Genomic DNA, 15,787 nt, shown 5'->3' with positions numbered 1-15,787 from the left:
GTAAATAGAAAAAGAGTAAGAGGTCCTATAGTCATTTCATGAATTTTGTCGAATTTTCATGTATGATAATTTTAATAGGGTCCATCGCTAAATAAATAGAATTTTATTATGGTGGAGGAGTGAGTGATTTGGCAATTTCATTAGAAAAAGGTCAGCGCATTGATTTAACAAAAGGGAAAGCAGGACTATCCAATATTCTTGTTGGACTTGGCTGGGACCCAGTATCACAAGGCGGCGGTTTTTTAGGAAAGCTGTTTGGTGGAGGCGGGGGAGCTGATATTGATTGTGACGCTTCAGTGTTGATGTTGAAAAACGATCGTTTTACTGAAAATAAAGATTTGATCTACTTCGGCAACTTGAAAAGCAGATGTGGCAGTGTAGAGCATACGGGTGACAATCTAACCGGAGAAGGAGACGGAGATGATGAACAAATTCTCGTCGACTTAAACAAGGTCCCAGACAATGTGAATAAATTGGTATTTGTCGTAAACATTTATGATGCGATAAGAAGAAACCAGCATTTCGGTATGATTCAAAATGCTTATATCCGAGTGGTCGATCGATCAAACAATCAAGAATTACTTAAATATAACTTAAAAGATGAATACGCAGGTAAAACATCATTAATCGTTGGAGAAATTTATCGTCACGAGAATGATTGGAAGTTTGCTGCTGTTGGAAAGGGCACGAACGATGCGAAACTAGCAGATGTTACGAGAAACTACATTTAATCAGAAGGGAGAGGTTCCTGTGGGAATTTCTTTAGCGAAAGGTCAAAAAATTGATTTAACCAAAACAAATCCAGGTTTAACAAAGGTTGTTGTAGGTCTTGGCTGGGACGTGAACAAGTATGACGGCGGGCATGACTTTGATCTAGATGCAAGTGTCTTCCTTTTAGATGCAGCGGGCAAAGCAAGTTCTCCATCTGATTTTATCTTTTATAACCAAACAACTGGCGGCGGCGGCAGTGTCGTACATACAGGCGATAATCGTACTGGCGCTGGAGACGGTGATGACGAGCAAGTAAATGTAGATCTTTCATCTGTACCAGCGAGTGTCGAAAAGATTTCTTTTGTCATTACGATTCATGATGCAGAAGCACGCAGTCAAAATTTCGGACAAGTTTCGAACGCATACGTTCGTATTTTAAATGCGGAATCGAATGAAGAGCTCATTCGCTATGATTTGGCAGAGGATTTTTCAATTGAGACAGCCATTATTGCTGGTGAATTATATCGTCATGGCGGTGAATGGAAATTCTCAGCAATCGGATCAGGCTACCAAGGCGGTCTTGCTCGAATTGCAACGGATTACGGCTTAGATATCGGGTAAGGATTGATTCAAATATGTCATAGACAGGAGTGAAACGATTATGGCGATTCAGCTTTCAAAAGGGCAACGTGTTGATTTAACCAAAACCAACCCAGGGCTGACCAAAGTGATGATTGGACTCGGTTGGGACACGAATCAATATTCAGGCGGATCCGAATTTGACTTGGACGCTTCAGCTTTTTTAGTGGATGCAAACAATCGCTGTCAGCAAGAAACAGATTTTGTTTTTTATAATAACCTTCAGCATCCGAGCGGTGGCGTCACACATACAGGTGATAACCGGACAGGAGAAGGAGAAGGAGATGACGAGCAAATTCTCGTTGATTTCTCCAAAATTCCTGCTAACATTGATCGTATCGGAATTACAGTCACGATTCATGATGCAGAGGCGCGAAGCCAAAACTTTGGACAAGTCTCTAATGCGTTTGTTCGTGTTGTAAATGAAGAGAGCGGGGAAGAATTGATTCGCTTCGATTTAGGTGAAGACTTTTCAATTGAAACGGCTGTGGTTGTGTGTGAATTGTACCGCCACGGCAGTGATTGGAAGTTCAATGCGATCGGGAGCGGATTCTCTGGCGGACTTGCGGCTCTTTGTCAAAATTATGGGTTAGAAGTGTAAACAAGAGAAATAGATTCAGAGTCGCTGCCAATGACTCATAGAAGGGCTTTCCCAAAGTGAGAAATTAACAGCGATCAAGAATAACAGCAGGCGAAAGCCTGCTGATGCTTCTACAGTTTTTAGGAGGAAAACCATTTGGATATTTTGAAACATATGCTTGACACATATGCCTCTTTCTTTGATTGGCATATGTGGGTAGAGGTATTAACAGACCCTGTATCATGGGGGTTAATTGGAACACTTGTCGTGCTTGAAGGATTATTATCAGCTGATAACGCACTTGTTCTAGCTGTTATGGTGAAGCATTTACCAGAAAAGCAGCGCAAAAAGGCATTAACTTATGGATTAATTGGTGCTTATTTTTTCCGTTTTCTATTCATTGGCGTAGGGATGCTACTCATCAAGTTTGCTTGGGTTAAAATCCTAGGTGCTGCCTACTTAGCATGGCTTGTGATTAAGCACTTCTGGTTAGGTGACGGAGATGATGAAGCAAAGGAATTGAAGAAAGAAGGATGGATGATTCGCGTCTTTGGTGTCTTTTGGGCAACAGTTATTTCTGTTGAAATTATGGACCTTGCGTTCTCAGTCGACAGTATCCTTGCTGCATTTGCTGTATCTGAGGAAGTCTGGATTCTTCTTTTAGGCGGAATGCTTGGTATTCTCATGATGCGTACAGTGGCACAGTTGTTCCTTGTTCTCATTGACCGTGTGCCGGAGCTTGAGAATACAGCTTTTATTCTCATTGGAATTATCGCAGCAAAAATGGCATTAAGCGTTGCTCATATTGAGATTCCGCATCTATTATTCTTTGCAATTATTATTCTTGCATTTATCGGAACGTTCATTGTTCATAAAATCAATAAGAAAAAGCATCAAGATGTGACGAGCGAAGCGGCAGCTTCAAAAGAAGAATAGCATGACCAAAAAGGAATGGAGTTGAATAGCGGCTCCATCCTTTTTTGAATCATCAAGTCATTTGATAGATGATCTCTGAACAACAGGAGGAGGGCACTGCATGCGATACTTTCGTTTTTTATCAGAAGCGAGACAGCACGACATCTTTTTGAAACGACCAGCGGCGATTCATCCATTATCGCCAAGGCGTGTACTTGCGCATGCACTAGGTGCTACTTTGTATATGCCTGCGACGAGACAAGATTTAGCAGATATGCTGCTTTCGCAGAAATATGAAGCGCTTTGCTCTGTTGTGTTTTGTTTGGAGGATGCAATTGGCGATCAAGAGGTGGAAACGGCGGAACGGAACTTGGTGGTACAATTGACACGTCTCGCACAGGAGTTGACCCATTCTCCTGATACGGCTGATAAATTGCCGCTCTTATTTATACGGGTTCGTTCACCGAAGCAGATACTGAAAATGGCGAATATGCTCGGTCCATCGCTTCATTTGCTGACGGGTTTTGTGTTTCCGAAGTGTTCTGTGCATAATGCAGTGCAGTATTTAGACAATTTACAATTGGCAGCGACACAAACGAATACGAGACTCTATGGTATGCCCATTCTTGAAACACCAGATTTATTAGAAAAAGAGACGAGATTTGCAGTGCTGGCAAAATTAAAGCAAATCATGCTGAATCACGAGGAGCATATTTTGAATATTCGCATTGGTGCAACAGATCTTTGCGGGTTGTACGGCATTCGCCGTGATCACAAGACAACGATATATGAGATCAGGATTATTGCTGATTTGATTACAGATATCATGAATTATTTCGGTCGTTCTTTTGTGGTGTCCGGTGCTGTATGGGAATACTTTGAAGTAGCACGAAAGGACACAAAACCATACTTGCGTGCACTGCCTAAGGCCAGTGAATTTTATCCATCAGAATTCGATTATTTACATGGTTTGCTCAAGGAGACAAAGTTAGATGTCGCAAATGGCATTCATGGAAAAACAGTCATTCATCCAACACATCTCAAGCCTGTTCAAAGTATGTATGTTGTGACAAAGGAAGAGTATTTGGATGCAGTAAGCATATTGGAACATGCAGATGGATCAGCGGGTGTCATGAAGAGCGTATTCTCCAACAAGATGAATGAAACGAAGCCGCATTATAGATGGGCAGAGCACATATTGATCAAGTCAAACATTTACGGGGTGTTTCATGAAAATAGAAGCTACATCGACATACTCGCCGAAGCAGAAGCCGCATACACTGAAAATCTTGGAACATATGGAGGTTGACCTTTATCTGCAACAAGGAGACATTCAATTGGCAAAGGAGCATCTTTTTGACATGGCGGCAAGGGTGAACAAAAAACGGGCCTTTTTATTTGTCAGTAAGGTGCTCGGTAAGCATATTCCCGTCCATCCAGTGAAACCGCTCATTGTTTCAGGTCTTTTGGCAATGGCCTATGTCAAAGAACAAACTGGCGAGACACCGCTGATTCAAGACTCTTTGGTTAAAACTTTAAAGACGGATGATCATGCTAACCTTACAGAGGCATATGATGCTCTTAAAAAGGAGAAGCTTTCTTCGGGTGAACGTCCGATTGTAATTGGTTTTGCTGAAACAGCGACAGCACTTGGTCATGGAGTTTTTGACGTACTTGAAGGAGCATCGTACATTCATACAACACGTGAACGCCTGTTTCATCTTGACCCAACATTAGTGTTTGAAGAAGAGCATTCGCATGCAACAGATCAGCTTTGTTATGCAGAGGAAGAACTTCTGCAAACAAGTCGACCCATTATTTTAGTAGATGATGAAGTCACGACAGGTCGTACGAATATCAACATCATTCGTGATCTTCATGCGAAGTTTCCAAGAAACAATTATACCATTCTCTCCATTTTGGATTGGCGTACAGAGGAGCATGAAGCGGCATTGCATCAGCTTCAGGAAGAGCTTGGTATTCACATCACATCATTGTCTTTATTAAAGGGGCAAATGGTCTTTCGCGGCAAAACATTAGATGAGCCTATTTACTCGTATGAGGTTCATGAGCATGAGGAGAGGCCTAATCTTTCTTTTCATTCACTTTGTTCTTTCTTTCAAAGTGTCCCGTATTCACCTCGTGATGTAACAGATACTACCGGTCATGCGCCATATATTTATGAAACCGGTCGATTTGGGCTGAACACAGAGGATTCCTTGGTCATAGATAAGGCGGTTTACCAAGCCGGATTGAAACTAAAGCAAGAGCGCAAGGGCAAACAAACGCTATGTTTAGGTACTGGTGAACTCATGTATGTGCCGATGAGAGTGGCTGCACATATGGGAGAAGGAGTTCTCTTTCATGCTACAACCAGAAGTCCGATTCATCCGGTACCAAGTGAAGGGTATGCTGTGAAGAATGGTTTTACGTTTGCGAGCCCAGAGGATGATCGTATTCAGCATTATGTGTACAACATACCACGAGATGTATATGATGATGTGTTTGTATTTTTCGAGAAAAAGGTCTCTTATGATGCGCTGCTTCCACTTGTTCACCTATTTGCAGAGCGGAAGGTGAAGCATGTGCATATTGTGACTTTATCAGATGGGGTGAGGGTGAATGGCTAATGTGTATACAAAGATGGGAAGCTATCCAGAGCAGGATGTGACCTTTTTACTCAAGGACTTATCATCTATTGATATGGAGAAAAGCACAGAAGAGCGTGAGCGTTCGATTCAAAGTGGTACGCACTATTCTGAAATGTTGCCAATGGAGTATAAGCCGACGGCATCTTACATGACCTTATTCTATCAATCTCTTGAAGAAAGTAAGCATAAAGTGGCTGAAGCAGTAGCGGTTGTGGCAGAACAAATTGTAAAGAAGCGAGGCTTCCAAACGGTGCTTTGTAGCTTGGCGCGGGCTGGGACACCGATCGGGGTACTCATCAAACGATATATTCGAAAGACATATGGTCTCGATCTGCCTCATTACAGTATCTCTATTATTCGAGACCGAGGAATAGATGAGAATGCATTGCATTATATGCTCAAAGAACATCCGGGCTTTGAGATTGCCTTTATTGATGGCTGGACTGGTAAAGGCGCTATTTCCAAAGAGCTTCAAAAAGCTGTGATTGACTTTGAACAAAAATATGGCATTCGTCTGTCGAGTGAGCTTGCTGTGTTGGCTGACCCAGGCTATTGTACGAATGTATACGGAACAAGAGAAGATTTCCTCATTCCGAGTGCTTGTTTAAATTCGACTGTTTCTGGTCTTGTCAGTCGAACAGTATTAAACAACCGCTGGATGAAGGCCGATGATTTTCATGGGGCAAAATATTACCAAGAGTTATTAGATGAGGATGTGTCCAATCTGTATGTAGATACGATTGAAGACGCATTTTCTAGCATTGGATCAAATGTACAAAAGAAGGCGGAAGCAATTCTCACGCAAGGTGAACCCGCTGACTGGCGGGGGATGACGTCCATTGAAGCGATTGGTCAGGAGTTTCATATTAAAAATACACATTTGATTAAGCCAGGTGTTGGCGAGACAACCCGTGTGTTGCTCAGAAGAATCCCTTGGAAAATCCTGATTCAGCGAGGAGCTCACGATCAACTGAAGCATATTTTGCTTTTGGCAGAAGACAGAGGCGTACCAGTGATCGAATATGCCAATATGTCTTACACTTGCTGCGGGTTAATTCGCCCTATGGAGCAATCGTCATGACGAGGATTGCGTTTGCGAGTGATTTAGACCGAACACTGATTTATTCACAGCGAATGATTCAGCAGTATCCTTATGACGGAGCGTATGAATTAGTAGAATTGCTTGATGAACGTCCGTTATCCTACATGTCTGTTGAAACGAAAAAGTCCTTAAAGGCGATCCATCAAGCAGGTTGTTTCATGCCAGTGACAACAAGAACGACCGCACAGTATGAACGAATTACTTGTTTTCAAGAAGAGCTCAAGCCGGAGTATGCGGTCACGATGAATGGAGGCTGCATCCTTCATTACGGCAAGCCGCTTGAAGATTGGCAGGCCATTGTGGATGAGAGGTTAAGGCTGTGTATGCCGGTGAGAGAGATGCTGCGGGCGATTTCCGCTCTGCCGATTTCATCTTGGGTCAAGCGTACTCGAACGGCAGAGGGAAGGTTTTTTTATTTGATCATGAAAGATGAGTATATTACTCAAATTCCGCTTGCTGAATTGAGGATGTGGGGCGAAGAAAGAGGCTGGCAAGTTTCGCTTCAGGGGCTAAAGCTTTATTTTATTCCACAGCCGCTCAATAAATGGACTGCTGTTGCTTTTCTAAGGGAAAGGCTTCAGCTTGAACATGTATTTGGCGCGGGTGACTCTTTGTTAGATGCTGAGCTCATTCGTCAGGCTGATACTGGATTTGTGCCAAGACATGGGGAAGTCCTAGATTTTGACCAGTCGCTTGAGCCGACATTGGCTTCTGGGATGGCTGCAGCGGATGAGATAACCGCATGTGTGGCTGAGCAGATGGTAACAGTAAAAAAGCCTTCGATTCATTAGCAGAAATAGAAGGCTGAATGATATGATAGAAGTAGCTTTTATGATGCAGAACGAAAAATATAGGAGAAAGGAAGGGGCGGCATGAGCTATAAAGAGATCAATGTCTTCCATATACGGGCGGATCAGGAAGCTTGGAAAAATCTAATCAAAAAGCCGCTACCTGAACGAGACGGCTTTGTAAAGGACGAGCATACCTTATCATTTCCGCATCTCGCCGCCCGCGTACTTGGAACTCCACATGATGCAACCGATTACTTTATTTATTTACATGAATTATATGAAACAGACGGCATCCATATTTTAAGTGAAGTGCTTGATCGTCGTATTGAGCAGGAGCATTTTCAAGCACTTCAGCGCATTCATTTGATTAATCAAAAAGAAAAGGGATTGTCTGTCAGCCGCTTTGTGGCTTTTCTAGACGGGGAGAAGCTGATTGTGCGCCATCCTAATCCTGTAATGAATCGGCATATCCGCCTTTCGCTCATCAAGGTTTTTGAGCATTTTAAACATCAGCATGAGGGCGGGTTTCAGCATCCTGACTTTCGCAGGGTCTTATTGGATGTGGTGAAGTTTTCAAATAATCATTTAGGGAAATGGCTAAAGGAAGTGAACATAGAAGAAAAGATGCCGGTTGTCATTTGGTATGGAGAGGCGAATAAAAGTCAGCTTTATTTTCTCTATTATTTAATGCTGATTGGCTGTGATGTTGTGCTGTTTCATCCAGAAGGCAAGGATCCATTTCAAGAATTAGATCCAGAGGAAAAGCTGACTTTTATTGATCAGTACCCAGGTACTTCAAAGCTCGAACCTTTTCCTATAGAAAAGCCCGAGAGAAAATCGACGGTGGCGTATCGCTCTACAAGAGAGCTTGAAGAGGTTCTCCACACAGAGGATTCCATGTTGTATAAGCCATGGCAATTTAGAGATCATACACCTTATTCCATTACATTAAAGACTACGTATGACGAGCTATTTTTAATTGCCAAGGAACGTTCCTTTATCCGCCCTAATTTCAAAGCGGATCGGGAATCCATACAGATTCCAAATCTCTTTGCGAAAATGATGGGGGTTACGAGGGACAAGCGTGAATATTGGGACCGTATCCACACATTAATGGAGTGGAAGGAGACAAAGACAATCCGTCATTTTCCTTTTACAAAAGAGGTAACGTCGAATTATCAATTTCATTATCAGCATGCGCTATCTTCTGCTGGAGAGATTGATCCTGAATTATTAATGAGAAGTAATGTCTGGCAGTTTTCTCACTTATATGAAGGCACACAACGCGCTATCGCTGAGGCGATTTCTCGAATATGTAAACATCCGAAGCTTTTACGAGAAGGAAATGAAACCGAATTAGATGTTCAAATTTATCTTTTTAAGCAAATCTTGCATGTAAGCCAAGATATCATTGAACTCATTCAAACATTTGATTATGCACAAACCGTTCCGAAGGTGATTTTATACCATACCGAATATAATGGAGAGCTGACTCGTTCTGATGCGGCTACATTGATCTTTCTAAATGAAATGGGTGTAGATCTTTTTGTGTATCATCCAGCGGGATATCAGTGTATCGAACGTTTTATAGATGACCAATTATTTGATACTCATTGGTTAGATGAAATGGTCATGAATCAGGAGTTTAAGGAGCCGTCCATCGTCAGAAAATTATTTCAATCCATTAAAAACCGATAAGGAGATCATTGCTTATGACAAATACAAACGGAAATGACATCATTTCAATTGATAAAGAAGAAATTAGTATTGAGAAAGCGGATGACATTCGTATTCAGCTTCGCAACGAACCAGAGGTGCAAAATATGGCGAAGCAAATTGATGTCAAAAATCAGCTAGAGCTTCTTGAATACGGAAAACAGCCAGCTGTAGAAATCTCAAAATTCTCTGATCGTATTCTATCCATGATGCGTTCAACGAGTGTAACAGATTCTGGCACAATGCTCACACAACTGGGGAAAATTATGGATCGCTTTGATAAAAATGATTTTGACGAACCAAAAGGAGGTTTATTGTCAAAAATCTTTAAGCGTGGCGGCAGCATGATTGAAAAGATTTTCAGTAAATATCAAACGCTTGGTGCAGAAATTGAAAAAATTAATGTAGAAATCAGTAAATATAAGGACGAAATGACCAAGTCCACGGTGACTCTTGAAGAGATGTATGAGCGTAACATTCAATACTATTTGGAGCTTGAAAAGTATGTGGTTGCCGGTCAAATGAAAATCGAGGAATTAAAGCAATTGCTTCCGTCTTATGAGGAAAAGGCTGCTAGTGGGAATCAACTGGCACAAATGGAACTTGATACGCTCCGTAACGGCATTCAGGCGCTTGAAGAACGTGTGTATGACCTTGATATGGCTCGGATGGTGGCCCTTCAAACGGCACCACAAATTCGTTTGCTACAGCGTGGTAACACAAAATTGATCGGGAAGATCAACTCAGCCTTTATTATTACTATTCCAATTTTCAAAAATGGAATTATTCAAGCTGTCACTGCTAAAAGACAAAAGCTTGTGGCTGAATCTATGAGTGAGCTAGACAGAAGAACGAATGAAATGCTCAAAAGAAATGCTGAAAATATCTCGAGTCAAAGTGTTGAGATTGCCAAATTATCTGGTCGTCCAAGCATCGACATTGAGACCATTGAATCATCTTTTAATACAATTGTACAAGGAATGAAAGAAACAAAACAGATCGAAGATGAAAACAAACGATTAAGAGAAGAAGGCACAAAACGGATCCTTGAACTTCAAGATCGCATTAAGCGTGCTGCACTAGAGTCCTAAGAACATAAGCTGTCTGTAACTATAGTTGCAGACAGCTTATTTGTTGAAATCATTAAAATTTGAGTGAAATAGGTTTTTATGTGACCATTTTCGGGTAAATCTTGTTCAGGGAATGGTTCATTCATGGATGTGAAAGTCCAGTGTCGAAAGCATTCGACTTGTTTTTTAGCACAATAAGAAATGTTAGATAAAATATTGACTGATAAGAGAAAATACCCCGCAAAATATGTAGTTTTTGAAGCAATCTATAGGATTTAAGAGTAAAACGGCGTATGATCTCTAATCACCTGCCATCAAAATGGAATTCATACATATTGTGCTGAAATAAGCGAATTCTAAAGATTGTTCGCATCATGACGATTATGTTACGGTTATAAAGATGCTAATTTGGAGGGAAAAAATGAATTCTGAAGAGAAAAACATCAAGATCAAGATAAATAATGTATCTAAAATTTTCGGTAAAAATGCGAAAAAAGCATCTCAAATGCTTGAACAAGGGAAGACAAAAAGAGAAATCCTAAAAGAGACCGGCGCAACAGTTGGTGTCAATCGAGCAAATTTTGATGTATATGACGGAGAGATATTTGTCATCATGGGGCTATCAGGGAGCGGAAAGTCCACACTTGTGCGGATGCTAAATAGGTTAATCGAACCAACCTCCGGGGAAATTTATATTGATGGGGATATGATAACAAATATGTCAAAGGATCAATTGCGTGAAGTCAGACGGAAGAAGATCAGTATGGTCTTCCAAAACTTTGCATTGTTCCCGCATCGTACAATTCTAGAAAACACTGAATACGGACTTGAATTGCAAGGTGTGGACAAAGAAAAGCGTCGGCAAAAAGCGCTTGAATCTTTAAAGCTTGTTGGACTTGAAGGCTTTGAAGATCAGTATCCTAATCAATTAAGTGGTGGTATGCAGCAGCGTGTAGGATTGGCACGTGCACTTGCAAATGACCCTGATATTTTATTAATGGATGAAGCATTCAGCGCACTCGATCCATTAATTCGTAAAGACATGCAGGATGAATTGCTAGATCTTCATACATCTGTAGGAAAAACGATTGTTTTCATCACCCATGATTTAGATGAAGCGCTTCGTATCGGCGATCGCATTGTTCTTATGAAGGACGGAAATATCGTTCAAATTGGTACACCAGAAGAGATCCTTATGAATCCTTCTAACGAATATGTAGAACGTTTCGTTGAAGATGTTGACCTTTCTAAAGTATTAACCGCTGGTCATATTATGAAACGTGCAGAAACAGTTCAAATCGACAAAGGGGCACGTGTTGCCTTGATGCTGATGAAGAATCTTGGGATTTCTTCTATTTACGCCGTAGACAAGAAAAAGCATTTATTAGGTGTTATTTCTGCACGAGCAGCAAAAAAAGCGGCAGAAGAGGGTATGTCGCTTGAAACTGTTCTTGATAAAGAATTCACAACGGTATTGGAGTCTACGTATTTGACAGAGATTTTCGATGCTGTATCTGATGCGACAAATATTCCAATTGCTGTTGTAGACGAGAAAAACAGAATGAAGGGTATTGTGGTAAGAGGTGCATTGATTGGTGCTTTATCAGGTAATGATGAGTACATCAACATGTCCGACAACCAAGAGGAAGTCAAAGCACAAGAGCCTTCTGCACAGGAGGTAGAATAAAATGTTTAGTATGAGTGATTTACCTAGAATACCATTTGCGGATTATATCGATCAGTTTGTTGACTGGTTAACATTAACCTTTGGTGGTTTTTTTGATGGTATTACAAATGGTTTAGCAGGAACTGTTAACGGTATTGTTTCAGTGCTTGGTGTCATTCCATCTATTATTTTAACATTGATTTTTGCAGGGCTTGCATGGTGGATCAGTACAAGAGGAGTTGCTCTTTTTACACTTATTGGGTTTTTGCTGATCGACTATTTAGGATACTGGCAGCCAATGCTTCAAACGCTCGCACTCGTTGTGACAGCCGTTATTATTTCGATTGTGATTGGAGTTCCAATTGGAATCTGGGCTTCTCAGCAAGAAACAGTGCGTAAAATTGTGACACCGATTTTAGATTTAATGCAGACAATGCCGGCGTTCGTCTATCTATTACCGGCGATCTTCTTCTTTAACATTGGGGTCGTTCCTGGAGTTGTGGCATCTGTTATTTTCTCCATGCCGCCAACGATTCGTATGACGATTCTCGGGATTAAACAAGTACCGGCAGATTTAATTGAAGCGACAGAAGCGTTTGGTTCAACAACATTCCAGCGTTTATTCAAAGTCCAGCTTCCACTTGCAACAAAAACCATTCTAGCTGGGATTAATCAAAGTATCATGCTTGCCCTGTCAATGGTTGTAATCGCCGCAATGGTTGGTGCGCCAGGACTTGGTTCAGAAGTATACAGTGCGGTGACGCAACTGAAAACAGGTATTGGTTTTGAAGCTGGGATCGCCATTGTTATTGTTGCAATTACACTTGATCGTATTACACAAAACATAAAAGTGAAAAAAAACAGGGGGAATGCTTAATGTGGAAAAAGTTCATCTACATTGGGATAACCGCCCTGCTTGTCTTTTTACTAGCCGCTTGTGGAGCACAAACAGACTCCAATGCAAGTGCTGCACAGCAGGTCAATAAAACCATTATTGGGATTGATCCAGGTTCAGGGATTATGACACTGACGGACCAAGCGAAAAAAGATTATAACCTAGAGGATTGGACGATTGTTTCTGCGTCAAGTGCGGCAATGACAGCGACATTGAAGAAAGCATACGACCGTAAAAAGCCAATTATTATCACTGGCTGGAATCCACACTGGATGTTTTCCCGCTTTGATTTGAAATATTTAGATGATCCGAAGAAATCATACGGTGAAGAGGAAGAAATTCATACCATCTCACGTAAAGGATTTGCGAACGATCATCCAGACGCGGCTAAAATGCTCAGTCAGTTTAAATGGTCTCAGGATGATATGGGGGAAGTGATGATTGACATCCAAGATGGTGTCAAACCAAAGGATGCGGCCATCAAATATGTGAAAAAGCATAAAGATCAAGTCGCTAAATGGACAAAAGGCGTGAAAAAGTCAAATGGTGAAAAAATCAATCTAGCCTATGTAGCGTGGGATAGTGAGATTGCAAGTACCAATGTAGCGGCTGAAGTACTTCGTGAACTTGGTTTTAAAGTAACTTTGACTCAGGTTGAAGCAGGTCCGATGTGGACAGCAATTGCAACCGGAAGTGCAGATGCGTCATTATCCGCATGGCTGCCGAATACGCATAAAGCGTATGCAGCAAAGTTTAAAGGCAAATATGATGACCTCGGTACAAGCATGAAGGGTCTTCGAATGGGTCTGGTTGTTCCGACCTATATGAAGAATGTAAATTCAATAGAAGATTTGAAAAAATAGCCAACTATATGATGACTCCTTTATAATAGAAGGGAGCATATGGAAAAAAGCAGTCTGCTCAAAAGCGGCTGCTTTTTTCTTATATATAAGGATGGTGGATGTGTTGTCGATAGATCGTAAACCAATGATGATGTTCTTGCATGGCGGAGGGGTTAGTAGCTGGATGTGGAAGGAACAGGTCGAGAAATTGAATGAAGCGTACGAGTGCTACACTCCTGATTTAATAGGTCGTGGGACAAGGGCAAATGTACAGCCTTTTTCGATGAGGGAAAGTGCCTATGAAATTATCTCTTGGATCGAGCAACAGGCGCATGGCCAAGTGATTATTCTAGTTGGCTTCTCGCTTGGTGCGCAGATCGTCGTTGACATTTTATCTAGGAAGCCGGATTTAGTGGATATTGCAGTGATCAATAGTGCCCTTGTCATCCCTTTACCATGGCTCTACCTGCTCGTCAAACCCATTTTACCTCTTACGTACCCGCTGCTAAAAAAGGATTGGTTTATTCAGCTTCAAGCTGAGAAACTAGGAATTCCAAGCAGTGCAGTGAATCACTATGTAAATGATTCTAAACATTTGTTAAAGGAAACCCTTCAAACGATGTTTCGAGAAAATCTTCATTACAAGCTCCCGAAGACCTTCCAACAAGCGAAGGCACGTATTCTCGTCACAGTGGGAGAAAAAGAAAGAGGCATCATGCAACGATCAGCGAAACAATTAACAAACGCACACCCTAGAGCAACAGGAGTCATCATTCCAAACATTGGGCACACATTTCCCTTTGAAAAGATAGAACTTTTTACTGAAATGGTCACTTGCTTTGTGGAGGGGCGTGATTTGCCCGCAGAATTGAGGGAAATCAGGCAAAAAAAGGGGCAGTCATGACTAGGAACTTCTTTCTGAAGAAGAAAGCCTAGCAGTTTGAAAATGGATGACAGGGGGGCTGAAGATTTGGCTGAAAATCGATTTATCAAGCCAATCCCATATTCCCTTTATGTTTGAAGTATTGTAAGATCAAACCAGTGATGTGCTGATTTACAACGTCAGTTTTATGGGAAAAGCAAGGATTTGAAACGGATGATTCGGTCGATCATGACCAGCCAGAGGATTTAATGTATCCGCTTTAATGGTAATGAGAGCTGCTGAGGAACGAAAAAATCAGAAGAAATAGCCGTTTTAAGATGATGTTGATAGTAAAAAACTATCGATAAGAAAAAAAAAGATCGTCATGGACGATGGTTTCACTATCTACAATAGTCCCTATGAAGGAGAAGTCAAGACATTTGACAGAGACCTCAAGTAGATATCTTCTGAAAGGATTCCACTTAATTTAAAATCAGATAATGAACATTTAGAATAGGTTAAGATTTTAGATGGCAAGGTATTCGCATTGGTCAAGATGTCTGATAGAGATAAGAAATGGAATGATTGAATACAATATTGAAAGTAAAGACGCTAAAGAGATATCGCTAAAATCTGATTGGGAAATGATAAGCTTGGAAGTCATAAAATAACTGTGGAGGAGAGTGGAGTATATTAACTTACATTATCTTCAACCCATGGCTCTTGTCTTATTTACATTGCCATTATTGTATTTGGCTTGGGGGATGATCGGCTATTTAATCTTTAAGAAGGTCTATGTGGTACTCATGATCACATTTATAACATCGACCATCTTCATATTTGCCTACACTGGGTTCGACATATCAAATATGTATTGGGTAGCAATTGTAACTTTTTTAAGCATGTGCACATCTGTAATAACAAAAATTTTACGATATATTTCAAATCGTTATAAAAAAGCATAGTTATTTAAAAGCTTGTGTTCCCTTATATATAGCTCTAATAACGCAACAAAAATAAACCTTTTTAACCCCCCTTCTCAATAAGGGGGGTTAAAATTTCCCTTTCAATAGCTTTTTTAAAACAAATACTAAAATGTAGAAAAAACTCCCATGATAAAATATTGAATTTTCTTTCTAACATAAATGTCATGAGTTCACAAATAAATGATACGAAAAGGATAATTAAAATTAACTTAAAATTTGCGTTTCTCAAACTAAAGCCCTTTCTGGATAAAAAAACCTGTTCCCATTCATAAGGAATCAAGGAAATGCCTATGATGTAGCTTCTGGCAAATGGACAAAATGGCAGTAATCCTTAATGAAAGGAGATACAACACATGCCTTG

The 15,787-nt window shown here is 40.8% G+C and carries 15 protein-coding genes; all 15 read left to right on the top strand.

All coding sequences use genetic code 11. The features are described 5' to 3' along the window. The first annotated feature begins 128 nt into the window (after positions 1 to 128). The 15 genes from ABVJ71_RS09895 (at position 129) to ABVJ71_RS09825 (ending at position 15,405) form a co-directional block, all read left to right on the top strand. Positions 129 to 731, top strand: a complete 603-nt coding sequence (locus ABVJ71_RS09895; RefSeq protein WP_353853886.1) for a TerD family protein — start codon at positions 129 to 131, stop codon at positions 729 to 731. A gap of 19 nt (positions 732 to 750) precedes the next feature. Further along, complete coding sequence (locus ABVJ71_RS09890; RefSeq protein WP_353853885.1) at positions 751 to 1,332, top strand: TerD family protein; 582 nt, start codon at positions 751 to 753, stop codon at positions 1,330 to 1,332. 40 nt (positions 1,333 to 1,372) lie between these two features. Next, positions 1,373 to 1,951: a TerD family protein gene (locus tag ABVJ71_RS09885; protein WP_353853884.1), complete on the top strand. Its 579-nt coding sequence runs from the start codon at positions 1,373 to 1,375 to the stop codon at positions 1,949 to 1,951. 135 nt (positions 1,952 to 2,086) lie between these two features. Continuing rightward, positions 2,087 to 2,866 carry a TerC family protein gene (locus ABVJ71_RS09880; protein ID WP_353853883.1) on the top strand — a complete coding sequence of 260 codons (780 nt, stop codon included), beginning with the start codon at positions 2,087 to 2,089 and terminating at the stop codon, positions 2,864 to 2,866. Between the two features lie 100 nt (positions 2,867 to 2,966). After that, a complete protein-coding gene (locus ABVJ71_RS09875; RefSeq protein WP_353853882.1) occupies positions 2,967 to 4,154 on the top strand; it encodes an HpcH/HpaI aldolase/citrate lyase family protein in 1,188 nt (395 codons plus the stop codon). Continuing rightward, a complete protein-coding gene (locus ABVJ71_RS09870) occupies positions 4,144 to 5,475 on the top strand; it encodes a phosphoribosyltransferase family protein (RefSeq protein WP_353856632.1) in 1,332 nt (443 codons plus the stop codon). Before ABVJ71_RS09875 ends, ABVJ71_RS09870 begins: the two co-directional genes overlap by 11 nt. Next, the gene (locus ABVJ71_RS09865) at positions 5,468 to 6,577 is read left to right on the top strand and encodes a cysteine protease StiP family protein (RefSeq protein WP_353853881.1); all 1,110 of its coding nucleotides are present in this window, start codon (positions 5,468 to 5,470) and stop codon (positions 6,575 to 6,577) included. The genes ABVJ71_RS09870 and ABVJ71_RS09865 overlap by 8 nt, the downstream gene beginning before the upstream one ends. Beyond that, the gene (locus ABVJ71_RS09860) at positions 6,574 to 7,389 is read left to right on the top strand and encodes an HAD family hydrolase (RefSeq protein ID WP_353853880.1); all 816 of its coding nucleotides are present in this window, start codon (positions 6,574 to 6,576) and stop codon (positions 7,387 to 7,389) included. The genes ABVJ71_RS09865 and ABVJ71_RS09860 overlap by 4 nt, the downstream gene beginning before the upstream one ends. 81 nt (positions 7,390 to 7,470) lie before the next feature. After that, complete coding sequence (locus ABVJ71_RS09855; protein WP_353853879.1) at positions 7,471 to 9,087, top strand: YceG family protein; 1,617 nt, start codon at positions 7,471 to 7,473, stop codon at positions 9,085 to 9,087. A gap of 14 nt (positions 9,088 to 9,101) precedes the next feature. After that, a complete protein-coding gene (locus ABVJ71_RS09850) occupies positions 9,102 to 10,196 on the top strand; it encodes a toxic anion resistance protein (RefSeq protein WP_353853878.1) in 1,095 nt (364 codons plus the stop codon). A gap of 400 nt (positions 10,197 to 10,596) precedes the next feature. Continuing rightward, positions 10,597 to 11,862, top strand: coding sequence for a glycine/proline betaine ABC transporter ATP-binding protein OpuAA (gene opuAA / locus ABVJ71_RS09845; RefSeq protein WP_353853877.1), 1,266 nt, complete (start codon positions 10,597 to 10,599; stop codon positions 11,860 to 11,862). 10 nt (positions 11,863 to 11,872) lie between these two features. Beyond that, positions 11,873 to 12,718: a glycine/proline betaine ABC transporter permease subunit OpuAB gene (gene opuAB, locus ABVJ71_RS09840; protein ID WP_353856631.1), complete on the top strand. Its 846-nt coding sequence runs from the start codon at positions 11,873 to 11,875 to the stop codon at positions 12,716 to 12,718. Next, complete coding sequence (locus ABVJ71_RS09835) at positions 12,718 to 13,599, top strand: glycine betaine ABC transporter substrate-binding protein (RefSeq protein ID WP_353853876.1); 882 nt, start codon at positions 12,718 to 12,720, stop codon at positions 13,597 to 13,599. The genes opuAB and ABVJ71_RS09835 overlap by 1 nt, the downstream gene beginning before the upstream one ends. Positions 13,600 to 13,699: 100 nt before the next feature. After that, positions 13,700 to 14,482 carry an alpha/beta hydrolase gene (locus ABVJ71_RS09830; protein WP_353853875.1) on the top strand — a complete coding sequence of 261 codons (783 nt, stop codon included), beginning with the start codon at positions 13,700 to 13,702 and terminating at the stop codon, positions 14,480 to 14,482. Between the two features lie 674 nt (positions 14,483 to 15,156). Further along, positions 15,157 to 15,405: a DUF2651 family protein gene (locus tag ABVJ71_RS09825; protein ID WP_353856630.1), complete on the top strand. Its 249-nt coding sequence runs from the start codon at positions 15,157 to 15,159 to the stop codon at positions 15,403 to 15,405. Positions 15,406 to 15,787 lie beyond the last annotated feature (382 nt).

Origin of the sequence: Bacillus sp. Bos-x628, from assembly GCF_040500475.1 — a bacterium.
Lineage (GTDB): Bacteria > Bacillota > Bacilli > Bacillales > Bacillaceae > Bacillus > Bacillus maqinnsis.
The sequence above is the reverse complement of the archived record's forward strand: the minus strand, read 5'-3'. Positions and strand labels throughout refer to the sequence as shown.

Excerpts from the sequence above, each read along its gene's own strand:
- ABVJ71_RS09885 (WP_353853884.1), top strand. The coding sequence starts at position 1,373 with ATGGCGATTCAGCTTTCAAAAGGGCAACGTGTTGATTTAACCAAAACC.
- ABVJ71_RS09875 (WP_353853882.1), top strand. The coding sequence starts at position 2,967 with ATGCGATACTTTCGTTTTTTATCAGAAGCGAGACAGCACGACATCTTT.
- ABVJ71_RS09870 (WP_353856632.1), top strand. The coding sequence starts at position 4,144 with ATGGAGGTTGACCTTTATCTGCAACAAGGAGACATTCAATTGGCAAAG.
- ABVJ71_RS09865 (WP_353853881.1), top strand. The coding sequence starts at position 5,468 with ATGGCTAATGTGTATACAAAGATGGGAAGCTATCCAGAGCAGGATGTG.
- ABVJ71_RS09860 (WP_353853880.1), top strand. The coding sequence starts at position 6,574 with ATGACGAGGATTGCGTTTGCGAGTGATTTAGACCGAACACTGATTTAT.
- ABVJ71_RS09855 (WP_353853879.1), top strand. The coding sequence starts at position 7,471 with ATGAGCTATAAAGAGATCAATGTCTTCCATATACGGGCGGATCAGGAA.
- ABVJ71_RS09850 (WP_353853878.1), top strand. The coding sequence starts at position 9,102 with ATGACAAATACAAACGGAAATGACATCATTTCAATTGATAAAGAAGAA.
- opuAA (WP_353853877.1), top strand. The coding sequence starts at position 10,597 with ATGAATTCTGAAGAGAAAAACATCAAGATCAAGATAAATAATGTATCT.
- opuAB (WP_353856631.1), top strand. The coding sequence starts at position 11,873 with ATGAGTGATTTACCTAGAATACCATTTGCGGATTATATCGATCAGTTT.
- ABVJ71_RS09835 (WP_353853876.1), top strand. The coding sequence starts at position 12,718 with ATGTGGAAAAAGTTCATCTACATTGGGATAACCGCCCTGCTTGTCTTT.
- ABVJ71_RS09825 (WP_353856630.1), top strand. The coding sequence starts at position 15,157 with ATGGCTCTTGTCTTATTTACATTGCCATTATTGTATTTGGCTTGGGGG.